12 protein-coding genes and 1 tRNA gene are annotated in these 16336 nt (G+C 70.7%); 5 read left to right on the forward strand and 8 right to left on the reverse strand.

From position 1 onward, the window contains the following. Window positions 1-171: 171 nt before the first annotated feature. The 8 genes from thrB to argS all read right to left on the reverse strand — a co-directional run bounded on the left by thrB (window position 172) and on the right by argS (window position 11657). Complete coding sequence (gene thrB, locus AC2CHE_RS04645) at window positions 172-1116, reverse strand: homoserine kinase (protein ID WP_484503635.1); 945 nt, start codon at window positions 1114-1116, stop codon at window positions 172-174. 49 nt (window positions 1117-1165) lie between these two features. Further along, window positions 1166-2404: an MFS transporter gene (locus AC2CHE_RS04650; protein WP_484503636.1), complete on the reverse strand. Its 1239-nt coding sequence runs from the start codon at window positions 2402-2404 to the stop codon at window positions 1166-1168. Window positions 2405-2492: 88 nt separating this feature from the next. After that, entirely contained in the window at window positions 2493-5771 is a 3279-nt protein-coding gene (locus AC2CHE_RS04655; protein ID WP_484503637.1) for an efflux RND transporter permease subunit, read from the reverse strand. A gap of 8 nt (window positions 5772-5779) precedes the next feature. Beyond that, window positions 5780-6019 carry a hypothetical protein gene (locus AC2CHE_RS04660; protein ID WP_484503638.1) on the reverse strand — a complete coding sequence of 80 codons (240 nt, stop codon included), beginning with the start codon at window positions 6017-6019 and terminating at the stop codon, window positions 5780-5782. A gap of 125 nt (window positions 6020-6144) precedes the next feature. Beyond that, the gene (gene thrC / locus AC2CHE_RS04665) at window positions 6145-7194 is read right to left on the reverse strand and encodes a threonine synthase (protein ID WP_484503639.1); all 1050 of its coding nucleotides are present in this window, start codon (window positions 7192-7194) and stop codon (window positions 6145-6147) included. 35 nt (window positions 7195-7229) lie between these two features. After that, window positions 7230-8552: a homoserine dehydrogenase gene (locus AC2CHE_RS04670; RefSeq protein WP_484503640.1), complete on the reverse strand. Its 1323-nt coding sequence runs from the start codon at window positions 8550-8552 to the stop codon at window positions 7230-7232. Then, window positions 8549-9934 carry a diaminopimelate decarboxylase gene (gene lysA, locus AC2CHE_RS04675; protein ID WP_484503641.1) on the reverse strand — a complete coding sequence of 462 codons (1386 nt, stop codon included), beginning with the start codon at window positions 9932-9934 and terminating at the stop codon, window positions 8549-8551. Before lysA ends, AC2CHE_RS04670 begins: the two co-directional genes overlap by 4 nt. Window positions 9935-9992: 58 nt before the next feature. Then, entirely contained in the window at window positions 9993-11657 is a 1665-nt protein-coding gene (gene argS / locus AC2CHE_RS04680; RefSeq protein ID WP_484503642.1) for an arginine--tRNA ligase, read from the reverse strand. 99 nt (window positions 11658-11756) lie between these two features. Here argS and AC2CHE_RS04685 point away from each other — a divergent pair, with 99 nt between their 5' ends. The 5 genes from AC2CHE_RS04685 to AC2CHE_RS04705 all read left to right on the forward strand — a co-directional run bounded on the left by AC2CHE_RS04685 (window position 11757) and on the right by AC2CHE_RS04705 (window position 15738). Then, entirely contained in the window at window positions 11757-12560 is an 804-nt protein-coding gene (locus AC2CHE_RS04685; protein WP_484503643.1) for a thioredoxin-like domain-containing protein, read from the forward strand. Between the two features lies 1 nt (window position 12561). Beyond that, a complete protein-coding gene (locus tag AC2CHE_RS04690; RefSeq protein WP_484503644.1) occupies window positions 12562-13215 on the forward strand; it encodes a DUF305 domain-containing protein in 654 nt (217 codons plus the stop codon). A 171-nt stretch (window positions 13216-13386) separates the two neighbouring features. Continuing rightward, window positions 13387-14079, forward strand: coding sequence for a winged helix-turn-helix domain-containing protein (locus tag AC2CHE_RS04695; protein ID WP_484503645.1), 693 nt, complete (start codon window positions 13387-13389; stop codon window positions 14077-14079). Between the two features lie 59 nt (window positions 14080-14138). Continuing rightward, window positions 14139-14210, forward strand: a tRNA-Arg gene (locus AC2CHE_RS04700). A gap of 586 nt (window positions 14211-14796) precedes the next feature. Next, window positions 14797-15738, forward strand: a complete 942-nt coding sequence (locus AC2CHE_RS04705; protein ID WP_484503672.1) for an IS701 family transposase — start codon at window positions 14797-14799, stop codon at window positions 15736-15738. Window positions 15739-16336 lie beyond the last annotated feature (598 nt).

The following is a 16336-nucleotide window of genomic DNA, read 5'->3' on the forward strand; positions in this document are numbered from 1 at the left end:
CCCACCAGGTGGAGCGGTGAGCGGGGGTTTCGCCGTCTGCGGCGACCAGTGAAGACTGCGGTGCGGCGTGGGCCTAGGCAGGGATGACGGGCTTACCGCCGAAAGCTTCGGGGGTGCGCCGACCCGCAGGGAGATCGCATGCTTCGCGGCTGTGCTAAGTCTAGAGCGTAATCAACTCTTGCGACCTGCGGCAACAGGGTCCCGCTCCGCGTGTCCGAGTCTACCCCGCTCGACCTGTGCGCCGCATACAACTACCGGCAACCGCAGCAGCCGCCAATCTGTTCCCGCGTCGAATCCTACCGGCAGCTCAGACAGGGCGAGCACGGTGGGGCCGGCCCCGCTGACCACAGCCGCCACACCGGCCGCACGCAGCCCGTTCACCATCGCAGTGGTGCCCGGCATCGATGGCGCCCGCCAATCCTGGTGCAACCGGTCGGCGGTCGCCGGCAGCAGCAGGGCCGGCTGCGCGGTCAACGCGTGCACCAGCAGTGCCGCGCGGCCGGCGTTGAACGCGGCGTCGCCGTGCGGCACCGTGGCCGGCAGCGCCGCGCGGGCTGAGGCGGTCAGCCCGCGCTCGGCCGGCACCAGCACCGTGGGGCGTACGCCGTCGGCCACCGGCAGCGACACCGCCCGAGCGCCGGTCGGCTCCGTCCAGGCCAGGGTAAAGCCACCGAGCAGGCAGGGCGCGACATTGTCCGGATGCCCCTCGATCTCGGCGGCCAACCGCAGCGCCGCGTCGTCGTCGAGGCGACTCTCGCCCTCGGTCACCAGCGCCCGGGCCAGCAGCACCCCGGCGACGATCGCCGCCGATGACGAGCCGAGCCCGCGCGCCTGCGGGATGCGGTTGACGCACTCCACTGCCAGCCCGGGCGGTTGCCCGCCAAGGGCGTCGAAGGCCTCCCGCATGGCGCGTACCACCAGGTGCCCGTCGTCGATCGGCAGTTCGCCGGCGCCCTCGCCGGTCACCGTCACCGTCACGCCCCCGGCCGTCACCTCGGCGGCGACGTCGTCGTGAAGCGCGAGGGCCAGCCCCAGCGCGTCGAAACCCGGCCCCAGGTTCGCACTGGTGGCGGGGACCCGGACCCGGACCGGTTCGGCGACGAATGTGATCGACACACCGCCCATGCTAATGGGGGTGGCCAAGGACTTCACCGTGCCGGACCTGCTACCGGTTCTCCGCGATGGCCGGTGGCGACGCGACGAGCGACAGACGCCGGGTCGCGATCCGCCAGCCGACCGCGTAGCCCAGGGTGACCAGGCCGCAGCCGGCCAGTACGACACGCTCGTCGACGACGTCCACGACCACGGCCACCACCAGCTGACTGACGGAGATCGCCAGGGTCGCCAGCATCATGTCGGTGGCGAAGACCCGACCCCGTAGCCGGTCCGGCACCTGGCCCTGCAGGGCGAAGTTCGACATCACCCAGTTGCTGCCACCGGCGAAGTGGGCCACGAACACCAGCACCAGCACCAGCGGGAACCAGCCCACCACCGAGGTGCCGAGGTAGGCCAGACCGTACGCCGACATGGACAGTGCCAAGCCGGGCAGCAGCCAGGCGCGGTTGGTCAACACCCGACGCATCATGATCGGGCCGACCAGCGCGCCGGCGCCCCGGACGGCGAACAGCAGGCCGGCCCCGAGCGCACCGACCCCGTACACCCCGGCGAGCAGCGGAAAAACGGTGAGCACGCCGTTGCCGAGGCCCACCGCCGACTTGACCGTCACCAACGCCAGCACCCGGGGACGGTGCCCGATGTAGACCAGCGCCTCGCGGATCGCCGCCCAGGTCTGCGGTGGGCTCGCGCCCCGCTCGCGGGGAGCCTGCAATGGACGGCGGATGAGCGTGGCCAGGCTCGCGGCGATCACCAATCCGACGGCACCGACCCAGAAGCACGCGTACGGTCCGGCTGCCGCGCTGAGCACCCCACCGAGCGAGGCGCCGACGACGGTCATCGTGCCCCACGCCGAACCGGCCACCGCGTTACCGGCGGCCAGTTCATCCGGATCGAGCACGTTCGGCAGCGCCGCCTGGGCCGCCGGCGAGTAGAACGCCTTGGCCACCGCGACCACGCCGATGCCGAGCAGCGCCAGCCAGGCCGTGCCGGCATCGCGTACCCCGAGCAGCAGCAGGACACCGACCAGCGCCGCGACGTTCGAGACGATCATGATTTTGCGTCGGTCGAACCGGTCCGCGATGGTGCCGGCGTACGGCAGCAGCAGTGCCACGACGCCGGTGTCCACCGCGAGCACCAGGGCGCCCCACACGCCACTGCCGGTCAACTTCGGCAGCAGCACCAGCAACGGCACCATGACGAACCAGTCCGCACCGAAGACCACCAGCTCGGCCAGGAAGAGGTTGCGGAAATCCCGGTTGCGGGTGAGGACCGAGAGGGTGGACGCCACGGAGCGGACCATACCCGGCCGTCGTCAATGGATGCGTCACGGCACGGACAGCGTCCCGGTGGGCCCGAGGGCCCTCCGGGACGGCTGGTCACTCGTTCGGAGGCGGGAACGGTGAGTTGCGGCTCTTCGGCAGCCGGAGCACCTCGAACTGGTCGGTGTTCTCGATCAGTGCGCCGGAGGGCGCCGCCGGCACCGGCCGACTCTCCCGCCGCCCGGTGTCCGCCGTGCCGGCACCGGCCTGCGCACCAGCCGGCGTCCGGTCGGTGTCCGGCTCGGTGCCGTCGGCCTCGCCGTCACCCGGTTCACCGGCCGGGTCACCGTGCCGACGACGTCGCCACGCCCGGACCGACACCTTGGTGTCCTCCACCATGGCGTAGAGCGTCGGCACCAGGATCAGCGTGAGCAGGGTGGAGGTGAGCAGGCCGCCGATCACCACGATCGCCAACGGACGCGAGATGAAACCACCCTCCCCGGTGAGCCCGAAGGCCATCGGCGTCAACGCGAAGATGGTGGCTATCGCGGTCATCAGGATCGGCCGCAGGCGATGCCGTCCGCCCTCCACCACCGCCTCCCGCACACCCATCCCCTGGGCCCGGTACTGGTTGACCAGGTCGAGCAGCACGATGGCGTTGGTCACCACGATGCCGACCAGCATGAGCACGCCGATCAGCGCCGGCACGCTCAGCGCGGTGCCGGTGACCAGCAGCAGGGCGACCGCGCCGGTGGCCGCGAACGGAATGGAGACCAGCAGGATCAGCGCCTGCACCACGCTGCGGAACGTCGCCATCATGATCAGGAAGACGATCGCGATCGCTGCCAGCACGGCCAGACCCAGATCGGCGAAGGTCTCCCGCTGCTCGGCGCTGACCCCGCCGAGGGAGAACGTTGCCCCCGGCACGTCGATCGCGTCGAGGCGACGCTGCAGCTCGGTGCTGATCGCGCCCAGGTCGGAGCCGATGACCGTGCCGGTCACCGAGGCGCTGCGCTCACCGTCGATCCGCCGTACCTGCTGCGGACCGGTGGTTTCGGTGACATCGGCGACGTCGTCCAGCTTGACCGCGCCCACCGGCAGGGCCCGCAGCTCCGCCACGGTCGCCGGTGGTGCCGCCGTCAGGCGCAGAACCACGTCCCGGGCGGTGCCGTCCACGGTCACCTGCCCCAGCGGCGTACCCCGGAAAGCCTGCGACACCAGCTGACCGACGGCGGACTCGGTGAGCCCGGCCCGGCTGGCCGCCACCCGGTCGACGGTCACGTCGACCCGGGGCACCCGCTCGGCCAGGGTGGTCGAGACGTCCTCGACCCCACCGATGCCGGTCAGGGCCGTCTCGGCCTCCTTCGCGGCCGCGGCCAACACCTCGGGATCGGCGGCCCGGACGATGACCGCCAGCTCGTTGGCGGACGCCCCGCCCTGCCCCGCCGGAAAGGTGATCTCTCCGGCCTCGGACCCGAGCGCTGCGAACCGGTCCCGCAGCACGCCGCGCATCGCCTTGGCGTCGGTCTCCCCGCCGAGACGCAGGGCGTAGTTCGCCACGTTGTTCCCGGCGCTGCCGGCCCACGGTGTGTCGCCGCCTCCGGCGGTGATCTGGTACGACTCGATGCCCGGGGTGTCCGCCAGCACCGCCTCGACCCGCCGGGCCGCCGCGTCGGTGCCGGCCAGCCCGGTGCCGACCGGCAGTTCCTGGCGGACGTTCAGCGTGTCCTGACCGGAGTCGTCGAGGAAGTTCGTCTCCAACTGTCGGGCCAGCCCGAAGGTGCCGAACAGCACCAGCAGCCCCGCCGCCAGGGTCGCCCAACGGTAGGCCCGCCGCCCGGTGGCGAACCGGATGACCGGCAGGTACGCCCGCTGCAACGGGCTGCGCAGCTCGCGTTCCTCCGCCGCCCGACGGACCGCCGCCCCGCTGACCGGCTTGAGGAACCAGTACGCGAGCACCGGGATCACCGTCAGCGACACCAGCAGCGAGGCGAGCAGGGCCACGGTGACCGTGATCGCGAAGGGCGCGAAGAGCTGGCCGACGAACCCACCGACCAGGGCGATGGGTGCGAAGACGGCAACCGTGGTCAACGTGGACGCGGTGACGGCGCCGGCCACCTCGCGTACGGCGGTGAGGATCGCCTGCCGCTTGGACCCGCCGTACGTCAGGTGCCGCTTGACGTTCTCCAGCACGACGATCGAGTCGTCCACCACCCGGCCGACCGCCACCGTCAACGCGCCGAGGGTGAGCAGGTTGAGCGAGTAGTCACCGATCCACAGGGCGATGAGCGCGACCACCACCGACAGTGGGATGGAGACCGCGGTGACCACGGTGGAGCGCACCGACAACAGGAACACCAGAATGACCACCACGGCCATGATCAGACCCAGCAGGCCCTCGGTGCTCAGCGTCTTGATGGACTTCTCCACGAATGGTGCCTGGTCGAGCACGACGGTCAGCTCGGCACCGGTGGCGGAGCGCAGGTCGTCGAGCCGGTCAGCGACCGCGTGCGAGATCTCCACGGCGTTGCCGTCCGGGTCGGCGGTGACCGCGATGCCGAGACTCTCCCGGCCGTTGGTACGGGTGATGGCGGTGGCCGGGGCGAGTTGCTCCTCGACCGTGGCGACGTCGCCGAGTCGGACCGGACCGGCCTTCTTGACCGGCGGCGCGACGATCACGTCCCGCAGCTCGTCCAGGGTGGTAAGCGGTGCTCCCACCTGGACCGGCAGGGTGCGCTCGCCGTCCGACACCGCGCCGGCCGGCACCGCCACGCCGTTGGCCCGCAACGCGGTGCCGATCGCGGTCGGCTGCACCTTCGCCTTCGCCAACTTCGCCGGATCCGGTGTGATCACCACTAGTTCGTCCCGGACACCGGTCAGCTCGACACCGCGTACGCCGTCGATCGCGGCCAGTTCCGGCACCACGGTGTCCCGCAGCTTGCCGACGAGGATCCGCTCGTCGTCCTCGCCGGACGCGGCCAGCACCACCGCTGGCAGATCGTCGGTGCTGCCGGCGATCACCTGCGGGTCGACGCCCTCCGGCAGGCTGGTCCGGTTGATCGCGGTCTGCATCCTGCTGACCATGTCGTCGAGCTTGGTGCCGAACTCGTACTGCACCTGGATGGTGGTCAGGCCCTCGCGGGAGGTCGAGATGACCGAGTCGAGACCGGAGATGCCGCGCAGACCGTTCTCGATCGGCTCGGCGACCTCGGACTCGACGACCTCCGGTGCGGCACCGGGGTACTGGGCCACGATGAAGGCGGCGGGAAACTCCAGCGACGGCAGGAGTTGCTGCTTCAGTGACGGCACGGCGTACGCACCGAACGCCGTGATCACCACCGCGATGAGGGCTACCAGCCCTCGGTTGGCGAGGCTGAATCTGGCGAGCAGCGACATCGCGTGGCTCACTCCTGAGGAAGACGGTCGAGGGGTACGAGCAGTGTGCCCGACCCGGTCGGTCCGTCGGCCCCCGGGGCGGCCGGGGCCTCGGCGGTACCGATGCGCGACGACGCCACCACATCGCGGTACAGCTCGTCGGTGCGCAGCAGGCTGGCATGGTCGCCGACCGCCCGGACCCGGCCACGGTCCATCACGACGATCTGATCAGCGTCGAGCACGGTGGAGAGCCGGTGGGCAATGGTCACCCCCCCCAGCCGCCCCTTGCGGCGATCATGCAGTTGTGGCTCCCGGAACGCCCACCTTTATCCACCCTTGCGAGTGCCACAACTGCATGATCGGCGGGTGCTCGGGGCCGGGGGGCGGGGCGGCTTCAGGCGAGGTCGAGGGAGCGGGCGGCGACTAGGGGGTCGTTGGCGATGGTTACGGGGGCGGGCGCGGTGGAGATGGCCCACTCCGGGTCCTTGAGACCGTGCCCGGTGACCGTGCAGACCACCGTGGACCCGGCCGGCACCCGGCCGGCGGCGGCCTGCTGGAGCAGACCGGCGACGCTGGCCGCGCTGCCCAGTTCCACGAAGACACCGACCTCCCGGGCCAGCAGCCGGTACGCCGCCAGGATCTCCCGGTCGGTGACCGCCTCGATCAGGCCGCCGGAGGTGTCCCGCGCGTCCAGGGCCTTCGTCCAACTCGCGGGGTTGCCGATCCGGATGGCCGTGGCGATGGTGGACGGCTCGGCCACCACCTGCCCGGTCACGATCGGCGCCGCGCCGGCCGCCTGGAAGCCGTACATCTTCGGTTGCCGGCTGGCGTTGCCGGCGTCATGGTCCTCCGCGTAACCCATCCAGTACGCGGAGATGTTGCCGGCGTTACCCACCGGCAGGCAGTGGATGTCGGGTGCGTCGCCGAGCGCCTCGACGATCTCGAAGGCGGCCGTCTTCTGACCGTGCAGCCGGTCGATGTTCACCGAGTTGACCAGGGCCACCGGATAGTCCTGGGCGAGCTTGGCGGCCAGCGCCAGACAGTCGTCGAAGTTGCCGTGGACCTGGAGCAGCTTAGCGCCGTGCACGAGCGCCTGAGCCAGCTTGCCCAGCGCGATCTTGCCCTGCGGCACCAGCACCGCGCAGGTCATCCCGGCCCGGGCCGCGTACGCGGCGGCGGAGGCACTGGTGTTGCCGGTGGAGGCGCAGATGATGGCCTTGTTACCGGCCTCGACCGCCTTGGAGACGGCCATCGTCATGCCCCGGTCCTTGAAGGAGCCGGTGGGGTTCGCGCCCTCCACCTTGAGGTACACGTCGCAGCCGAGCCGGGCGGAGAGCACCGGCGCCGGCAACAGCGGCGTGTTCCCCTCGTGCAGGGTGACCACCGGCGTGGCATCGGTGACCGGCAGCCGGTCCCGGTAGGCGTCGATCAGGCCACGCCACATCTCGCTCTCCTCGCCTCTGCGCTTGATCCGGCCGCTCACAACCCGCCCTCGACCCGCAGCACGCTCGCCACCGAACGGACGCTGTCCAGTCCACGCAGTTCCTGGACGGTCGCTGCGAGCGCCGCGTCCCGGGCGACGTGGGTCACGATGACCAGTACGGCATCACCGGCCGCTCCGGCGGCACCGGCGGCCGGCCCCTGACGGACGGTGGCGATCGAGACGTCGTGCCGGGCGAACATCCCGGCCACCGACTCCAGCACACCGGGCCGGTCGGCCACGTCGAGGCTGATGTGGTAGCGGGTGAGGGCCTCACCCATCGGCCGTACCGGCAGGTCGGCGTAGGCGGACTCGCTGGCCGCGCGGACCCCGGCGAGCCGGTTGCGGGCCACCGCCACCACGTCACCGAGCACCGCGCTGGCGGTCGGTGCCCCACCGGCACCCCGTCCGTAGAACATCAACTGCCCGGCCGCCTCCGCCTCCACGAAGACCGCGTTGAACGCGTCGCCCACGCTGGCCAGCGGATGGGTCACCGGGATCATCGCCGGGTGCACCCGGACGCTGACCGTCTCCCGGCCCTGCCCGTCGGCACCACGCGCGGCGATACAGAGGAGTTTGATCGTGCAGCCCATCGCCTTGGCGCTGGCCACATCCGCAGCGGTGACCTCGGTGATGCCCTCGCGGTGCACGTCGGCGGCGGCGACCCGGCTGTGGAAGGCGAGCGAGGCGAGGATGGCCGCCTTGGCGGCGGCGTCGAAGCCTTCCACGTCGGCGGTCGGATCGGCCTCGGCGTAGCCCAGCTCGGTCGCCTCTTCCAACGCCTCGGCGAACCCGGCACCGGTGGCGTGCATCGCGGAGAGGATGAAGTTGGTGGTGCCGTTGACGATGCCGGTGACCCGGGTGATGCGGTCGCCGTGCAGCGACTCACGCAGCGGGCGCAGCAGCGGGATGGCACCGGCCACGGACGCCTCGTAGTAGAGGTCGCCGCCCCCCTCGGCCGCCGCGTCGTGCAGGGTGCCGCCGTCCTCGGCGAGCAGCGCCTTGTTGGCGGTGACCACGCTCTTGCCGGCCCGCAACGCCTCCACCAGCCAGCCGCGCGCCGGCTCGATGCCGCCGACCACCTCGACCACCACGTCCACGTCGTCCCGCTTGATCAGCCCGAGCGCGTCGGTGGTGAACAGGGCCGGGTCCACCGGCAGGTCGCCGCGGTCGCGTCCGATCCGGCGTACGGCGATGCCGGCGATCTCCAACGGAGCACCGACGCGGGCGGCGAGGTCCGCCGACTGCTCGTGCAGCAGCCGGATCACCTCGGCACCGACGGTGCCGCAGCCGAGCACGGCGAGGCGTACAGGTGACGTCATCCCACATCCAAGGCGAGCAGGTCCTCTTCGGTCTCCGGTCGAACGATCAGCCGGGCCCGGCCGTTGCGAACCGCGACCACGCCGGGGCGGGGTACGTGGTTGTAGTTGCTGGCCATGCTGCGGCAGTACGCGCCCGTGCCGGGCACCGCGACAAGATCTCCGGGCTGCACGTCGGCGGGCAGGAATTCATCCTTCACCACGATGTCCCCGGACTCACAGTGCTTTCCCACCACGCGGGCGAGCATCGGGCCGGCGACGCTCCCCCGGGAGGCCAGGGTCGCCGAATACGACGCGTCGTACAGGGCGGTCCGGATGTTGTCGCTCATCCCGCCGTCGACGCTGACGTACGTCCGGATGCCATCGACATCCTTGACCGTACCCACCTCGTACAGGGTGAGCACGGCCGGGCCGACGATCGCCCGGCCCGGCTCGATGGACAGGTGCGGGGTGACCAGCCGCTCCGCCGCGCACTCCGAGTCCACGATCTTGCGTAGCCGCTTGGCCAGGTCGTGCGGGGCCGCGGGATCGTCCTGCGAGGTGTACGCGATACCGAACCCACCACCGAGGTCCAGTTCGGGCAGTTCGACGCCGCGGGCGTCGCGGATCTGCGCCTGAAGGGCCAGCACCCGCCGGGCGGAGACCTCGAAACCGCTGGTGTCGAAGATCTGCGAGCCGATGTGCGAGTGCAGGCCGCGCAGCTCCAGCACCCCCTCGTCGAGCACGCGCAGCGCCGCGGTCAGGGCCGCCCCACCCGCGAGGGAGAAGCCGAACTTCTGGTCCTCATGGGCGGTGGCGATGAACTCGTGGGTGTGCGCCTCCACCCCGACGGTGACCCGGATCAGCACCCGGGGCCGTACGCCGCGTTCCCGGGCCAGCGCGGTGAGCCGCTCGATCTCGTGGAACGAGTCGACGATGATCCGGCCCACCCCGACGTCGAGAGCCCGGGTCAGCTCGGCCACCGACTTGTTGTTGCCATGGAAGCCGATCCGTTCCGGCGGCATCCCACCGGCCAGCGCCACGGCCAGCTCCCCGCCGCTGCAAACGTCGAGGAACATGCCCTCCTCGGCGATCATCCGGACCACCGCGCGGCAGAGGAAGGCCTTACCGGCGTAGTAGATGTCCTCGTCCGGGAAGGCCGCCTGGAAGTCCCGGCAGCGCGAGCGGAGGTCGTCCTCGTCGAGCACGTACACCGGGGTGCCGAACTCGGCGGCGATGTCGCGTACGCCCAGACCCGCGACGGCGAGCGCACCGTCGGTACCGCGCGTCACGTTGCGCGGCCACAGCTGCGGCACCAGGGCGTTGACGTCGTCCGGAGTACGCAGCCAGGCCGGCCCCCGGTTGCCGATGTCGCCGTGCAGCGCGCCCGCCTCGTGCGCCCTCATCAGTGCCTCCCCGGGTTCGCGACTGCGGGGCTCACCAGCCCATTCCGCACGCTCATGACTACATCCGCTCCGGCGCCGAGACGCCGAGCAGGCGCAGCCCGTTGGCGATGACCACCCGGGTCGCGTCGTTCAGCCAGAGCCGGGCCCGGTGCAGGTCGGCGACGGCCTCGTCGCCGCGGGGCAGAATCCGGCAGTTGTCGTAGAACCGGTGGTACGCCCCGGCCAGGTCCTCAAGGAAGCGGGCCACCCGGTGCGGCTCCCGCAACTCGGCGGCGGCGGCCACCACGGCGGGGAACTCGGCAAGCGCCTTGAGCAGCTCGTTCTCCTTCCCGTGGTCGAGTAGCTCGGGCCGGAACGACGCCGCGTCGCCCCGGGTGAGGCCGACCTCGGCGGCGTTGCGGCCGACACTTGCCGTGCGGGCCGCCACGTACTGCACGTAGTAGACGGGGTTGTCCCGGGTGGCCCGGGTCCACAGCTCGATGTCGATGTCGATCGGCGAGTCGCTGGAGTACCGGGCCAACGCGTAGCGCGAGGCGTCCACCCCGATCGCGTCGACCAGGTCCTCCAGGGTCACCACGGTGCCGGCCCGCTTGCTCATCCGAACCGGCGCGCCGTCGCGGACCAGGTTCACCAACTGGCCGATGAGGATCTCCAGCGTCTGCTCGGGGTCGTCGCCGAAGCAGGCCGCCATCGCCTTCATCCGGCCGACGTAGCCGTGGTGGTCCGCACCGAGCATGATCACGACGCGGTCGAAGCCACGCTCCCGCTTGTCGAGGTAGTAGGCGCAGTCGGCGGCGAAGTACGTCCACTCACCGTTCGACTTGCGCAGCACCCGGTCCTTGTCGTCGCCGAAGTCGGTGGTGCGCAACCAGGTGGCGCCCTCGGATTCGAAGAGGTGGCCCTGCTCGCGCAGCCGGGCCAGGGCGTGCTCCAGCTCGCCGCGATCGTGCAGGTCCTTCTCGTTGAAGTAGGTGTCGAACTCGACCCCGAAGTCCCGCAACGAGGACTTGATCTCTGTGAACATCAACGCGACGCCCTCGACCCGGAAGACCTCCCGGGCGGCGGCGTCGTCCAGGGTCAGCACGTCGGGCCGCCGGGCGGTGACCTGCTCGGCGATCTCCGCGAGGTACGCCCCGCCGTAGCCGTCCTCCGGCGCCGGCTCGTTGCGGGCGGCGGCGAGCAGAGAGCGGGCGAAGCGGTCGATCTGCGAGCCGGCGTCGTTGAAGTAGTACTCGGTGCCGACGTCGGCGCCGGTGGCCCGCAGCAGCCGGCTCAGTGCGTCGCCGACCGCCGCCCAGCGAACGCCACCGATGTGTACGGGACCTGTCGGGTTGGCCGAGACGAACTCCAGGTTGATTTTCAGACCGGCGAGCCGGTCGCTTCGGCCGTACTCCTCGCCCGCCTCGACGATCGACCGGGCGAGCTGTCCCGCGGCGGCGGCGTCGAGCCGGATGTTGAGGAAGCCCGGGCCGGCGATCTCAACCGATTTGATCCCCGACGTACTGGCCAACTCGGCGGCCAGCGCGGCGGCCAGCTCCCGGGGCGGCAGCCCGACCTTCTTGCTCAGCTGAAGCGCCAGGGTGGCAGCGTAGTCGCCGTGCTCGGGGTTGCGCGGCCGCTCGACTGTGGTGTGCTCCGGCAGCGCGGAGCGGTCCAGCTCTCGGTCGGCGAAGACGGCGTGAGCGGCGGCGAGGACGGCTTCGGCGAGTTCTGCAGGAGTCACCAATCCATGTTATCGGGGGTAGACTCGGCCCCCGCGGCGGCGACCCAGCAACCGACCCGGCCCGCCAGAGCCCCTGCCCGACCGACCTGACGAGGCACGATGAGTATCAGCACCCCGGGCGGCCCGGAACGCCGCCCGACCGTGGTCAGCACCGGCAAGAAGCCGGCGGCGGGACGGCCGGCCGCCGGCGCCAAGGCTGGCCCTGGCAAGTCCGGCTCGGCCCAGCGCGCGAGGGGCGGCAAGGGGCCACGTAAGCCGATCACTCCGGTAAAGGTCAGCCAGGGCCGATCGTGGGGGCCGATCGCGCTCTTCGTCGCCGTCGGCGTGCTCGCCACGTCGATCATCGGGTTCGGTGCCTGGGCAACCTTCAAGGGCAGCCAGTCCTGGGAGGACAAGGCCGCCGACATCGCGGGCATCCTCAACTACCGCGAGAGCGACCCGGATAGCCTCACCTACGAGTCGCACCAGTCCGGCAAGCTCGAATACAAGTACACCCCGCCGGTCGGTGGCGCGCACAACAACGCCTGGCAGCGCTGCCTCGGCGACGTGTACGACGCGCCGATCGCGGCCGAGCACGCGGTGCACAGCATGGAGCACGGCGCGGTCTGGCTCACCTACCGCCCGGACCTGCCCGCGGCCGACGTCGAGAAGCTGGCCAGCGTGATCCGGGGCAACGACTTCATGCTGATGAGCCCGTACGAGGGGCTGGACAGCGCCGTGTCGCTTCAGGCGTGGGGTTACCAGCTCAAGGTCGACAGCGCCGACGACCCGCGGATCAAGGAGTTCTCCACCACGCTGGCGCAGAACGCCTCGATCGAGCCGGGCGTGCCCTGCTCCTCCGGCAACTACACCACCGGCACCGGCACCGAGCCGCGCGAGTTGGCTCCGCCGACGGGCGGCTGACATGCCCAGCGCGATTCAGGAGGCCCCACCGACGGAACGCGACGGCACCGAACTCCGCCGGCCGTCCCGGACGCTGCGCTACCTGACCCTGGCGATGGCGGCGGTGCTGCTGCTCGGCATCGGGTGGACGGCCGCGACCCTGGTGTCGAACCGGGCCCCGGGTGAGGACTCCGCCGAGGCCGGCTTTGCCCGGGACATGTCCCGTCACCACGCCCAGGCGGTGGAGATGGCGATGATCGCGTACGCGAAGGCGCAGAATCCGGCGCTCCGGCAGATGGGCTACGACATGGCCCTGACCCAGCAGGCTCAGATCGGTCACATGCAGCGCTGGTTGCAGGAGTGGGAGTTGCTGCCCACCGGCTCGCGACCGGCGATGGAGTGGATGCCCGACGCCGTGCCGGTCGGCCAGGACGGGTTGATGCCCGGCATGGCGACCCGCGAGGAGATCACCCAGCTGCACGAGGCCCAGGGCGTCGAGGTCGACCGCCTCTTCATCAAGCTGATGATCAATCACCACCTTGGCGGCATTCACATGGCCGACGGAGTGCTGAAGGTCTCGGACCGGCCCGAGGTGGTCCGGTTGGCCGAGGCATCGAAGCAGGCGCAGCAAAAGGAGATCAACGAGCTGCGCCGGATGACCCCCGCCGGCGGTTGAGCCGCTCGTAGCCGAACCGACCCGCGCCGCCCCGCTCGACCATTCGAGCGGGGCGGCGACGCGTAGGCGGCCGAGCGCCATCGGGATCGCCACCTCCGCCCCACCTTGGGGTTATAAGACCGATTTTCCCGCTAGGGGTTACTTGGAGCGAAGTGCACTCGTTGTCCGGACGTGGGGGTTGCACTCAGAGACGCGCGGCGTTCGGTCACCAGCTGGTGCCGACGCCACACCATCGGCGGTGACGGAGCGGTGGCAGCCGTCCGTCGCGGACAGCGGCAGGGTGAGCCGGGAACACTCAGCCGCGAGCAGGAGCTCGAACTCATCGACACCCTCCGGGGCGTCCACCCCGACGCATTCGGGCTGGAAGAGGAGCTGTGGACCCGCCAGAGTCTGCACGCCCTCATCCAGCAGCACTTCGGCCTGACGCTGGACGCGGGAGTCGTCGGGGCGTACCTGCGGGCCTGGGGGTTGGGTCCGCGCGAGCCTCGCGAGCGGGCCTGCGGGCTCTGCGTCGGTGCGGTCGAGCGCTGGGTCCGCAGCGAGTACCCGGCGATCACCAGGGCGGCCCAGGAACACCTGGCCGAGGTGTACTGGGTGGGTCGGGTCCGACTGCGGGGCACCATGCCGGCGGCCGACGTCCTCTCGGCGGTCTCCTCGCGGGGGCGGGTCCGGTTCATGGTCACCACCCCGTCGGTCGACCCGCCGCTGCCCCGGGAGTTCGCGCACCGGCTCAGCGGCGCCGAACGGCGTACCGTGCACCTGATCGTGGACGGCTCATGGGCCCGCAACGAATGGCCGCGACGGCTCCCCCGGCGCATCGTGCCGCACCCGCTACCCAGCTGTGGACGCACCCTCGCCGCCTGACGCGCCGATACCGATTCGGCGATCGAGTGGGGCGTTTGCTAGTCTTCTCCAGTCGCTGAGCCCCCGTAGCTCAGGGGATAGAGCACCGCCCTCCGGAGGCGGGGGCGCAGGTTCGAATCCTGCCGGGGGCACGTCACAGAACTGCAAACGCGAAACGCGACCGGTCAGTCACTGATCGTGGAAGCGAGTTTCGGGTTCGAGTAGACGACCGAGGATGCCCCGGCCGCCCGGCCGGGGCATCGGACGTTGGCTCGATACACGGGCGCCAAACGCGCCCGGATCGCGCCAAATCTGCGCGTCGTGGCCAGGTCGGCGGCTCGCTGCCACCACAGTCGCGATCGTAGGTTAGCGGACATGGTCGAGCGCGCGGCGCTACCTCGGGCGCTTTGGCCCGGACACGCAGGCAGCCCGTTGGCTGGCGTAGAGCGGAGTCGGGCCGCGCCGACCACAGACAAATCGTGGGTTATGAGGGTGGGAAATTTGGCCGGCGGCCGACCGGCACCGCCTGGACGACGTGCACCAGCTGCCCGCGTCCGGCCGCAGAGCGCGTCACGGTCGTCGAGCTCCGGGTGCGGCGCGCATGGTTCGGCCACCCTCCACCGCCAAAGGCGCTTCGCGGCGCAGGCGACGGCCACAAACCGGTCGCCCTTGAGCAGCGGAGCCCTGCGACCTTATCCGGCCAGGAGTCAAGCGGCAGGCCGGTAGATTGCCGGCAGGATCGAGAACGCGCAGGTCGGGGTGTTCTGCGGATACGCCAGCCGGCACGGGCACACGCTGATCGACCGCAGGGTCTACTTACCGGTGTCCTGGACCGATGACCAGGCCCGTTGCCAGGCCGCCGGGGTCCCCGACACGGTCGTCTTCGCTACCAAGCCCGACTTGGCCGCCGACATGATCACCGCAGCTCTCGACGCCGGGGTCCCGGCCAGGTGGGCGGCTGCGGACGAGGCCTACGGCAACAGCAGCGTCTTTCGCGCCCACCTGCGCCACCACCAGTTGGGTTATGTCCTGGCCGTGTCCCGCAGCCACCTGGTCCCCCTCGACGGCGGCAAAACCCGGGTTCGGGCTGACCGGGTCGCCGCCGAGCTACCGGCCTCGGCGTGGCAGCGCCGCAGCGCCGCAGCCGGATCCAAGGGCCCGCGTTTCTACGACTGGGCCTGGCTCGATCAGGTCACCACCGACGCCGACCCCGACGACGGCGGCCACCACAGCCTCCTGATCCGCCGCAACAACACCACCGGTGAGCTGGCCTTCTACCGCTGCTGGACCCCGCACCCGGGCACCCTGGCCCAACTCGTGCAGGTCGCGGGCATCCGTTGGACGGTCGAGGAGAGCTTCCAGGCCGCCAAGGGCCAGGTCGGCCTCGACCAACACCAGGTCCGCCGCTGGGAATCCTGGCACCGCTTCACCACCCTCGCCCTGGCAGCCCTCGCCGTCCTGGCGATCTGCGTCGCCGACGCCGCCGAGGACAACCCGGCCGACACCGCACTGATCAACCTGACCGTCAACGAGGTCCGTCGGCTGATCAACACTCTCGTCCTCACACCGATCCGCGATCTCGCCCACCATCTGCGCTGGTCAAACTGGCGACGCCGCCATCAAGCCCGCGCCCGACGATCCCACTACACCCGACGCCTCAACCTCGAACTCCAACCATGATCACGAACGGCGGCTGCCGTACTAGACAAGTCACATCGTTCCAGATCAGAAGGCACTTTCGCGTCCCCGCGACCGCCGCCACGCAGCCCTTAACGAAGGGCCGAGGCTAGGGGACACGTCACACTGCCGCAGGCGGACATCCGGTATGGTTTCGAGACCGGCATTTCGGACCTACATCGTTGTGGACAAGCGCTGCTCCCTCGCCGTTTGCCGGCCGTTGAGCACCGTGACGGAGGCCGCCGGAAAACAACGTTGACGATCGGCTGGCGTACCCCTAGATTGGTCACCAAAAGATCGGACGGGGGGAATTTCCACAATGGCGACGACATTATGTCGGCCAATCGACGCCAGGCAAGCCGCGGTGTCCTGTCACCTCAGCGGTCATGACTGCGCTTGAGGCAGGTAATCCGAGGCGCCAGCACTAATCGCGGTCACGGTGGCGACCTGACCGTGGGTGGCGGCAGCCGCTGCCGAAGCCCACGCGCCGAGCGGTTTCGCTGGCGGTAGACCCGAGCGCCGCTGTTCTCGTATTCCATCACTCCGTCCTGTGCGGTCGCCGGCGCGAGCGTGCCTGTCGTTCATCGAAGCGAAACGGCCG

The organism is Micromonospora sp. ATLC16 (assembly GCF_057196645.1).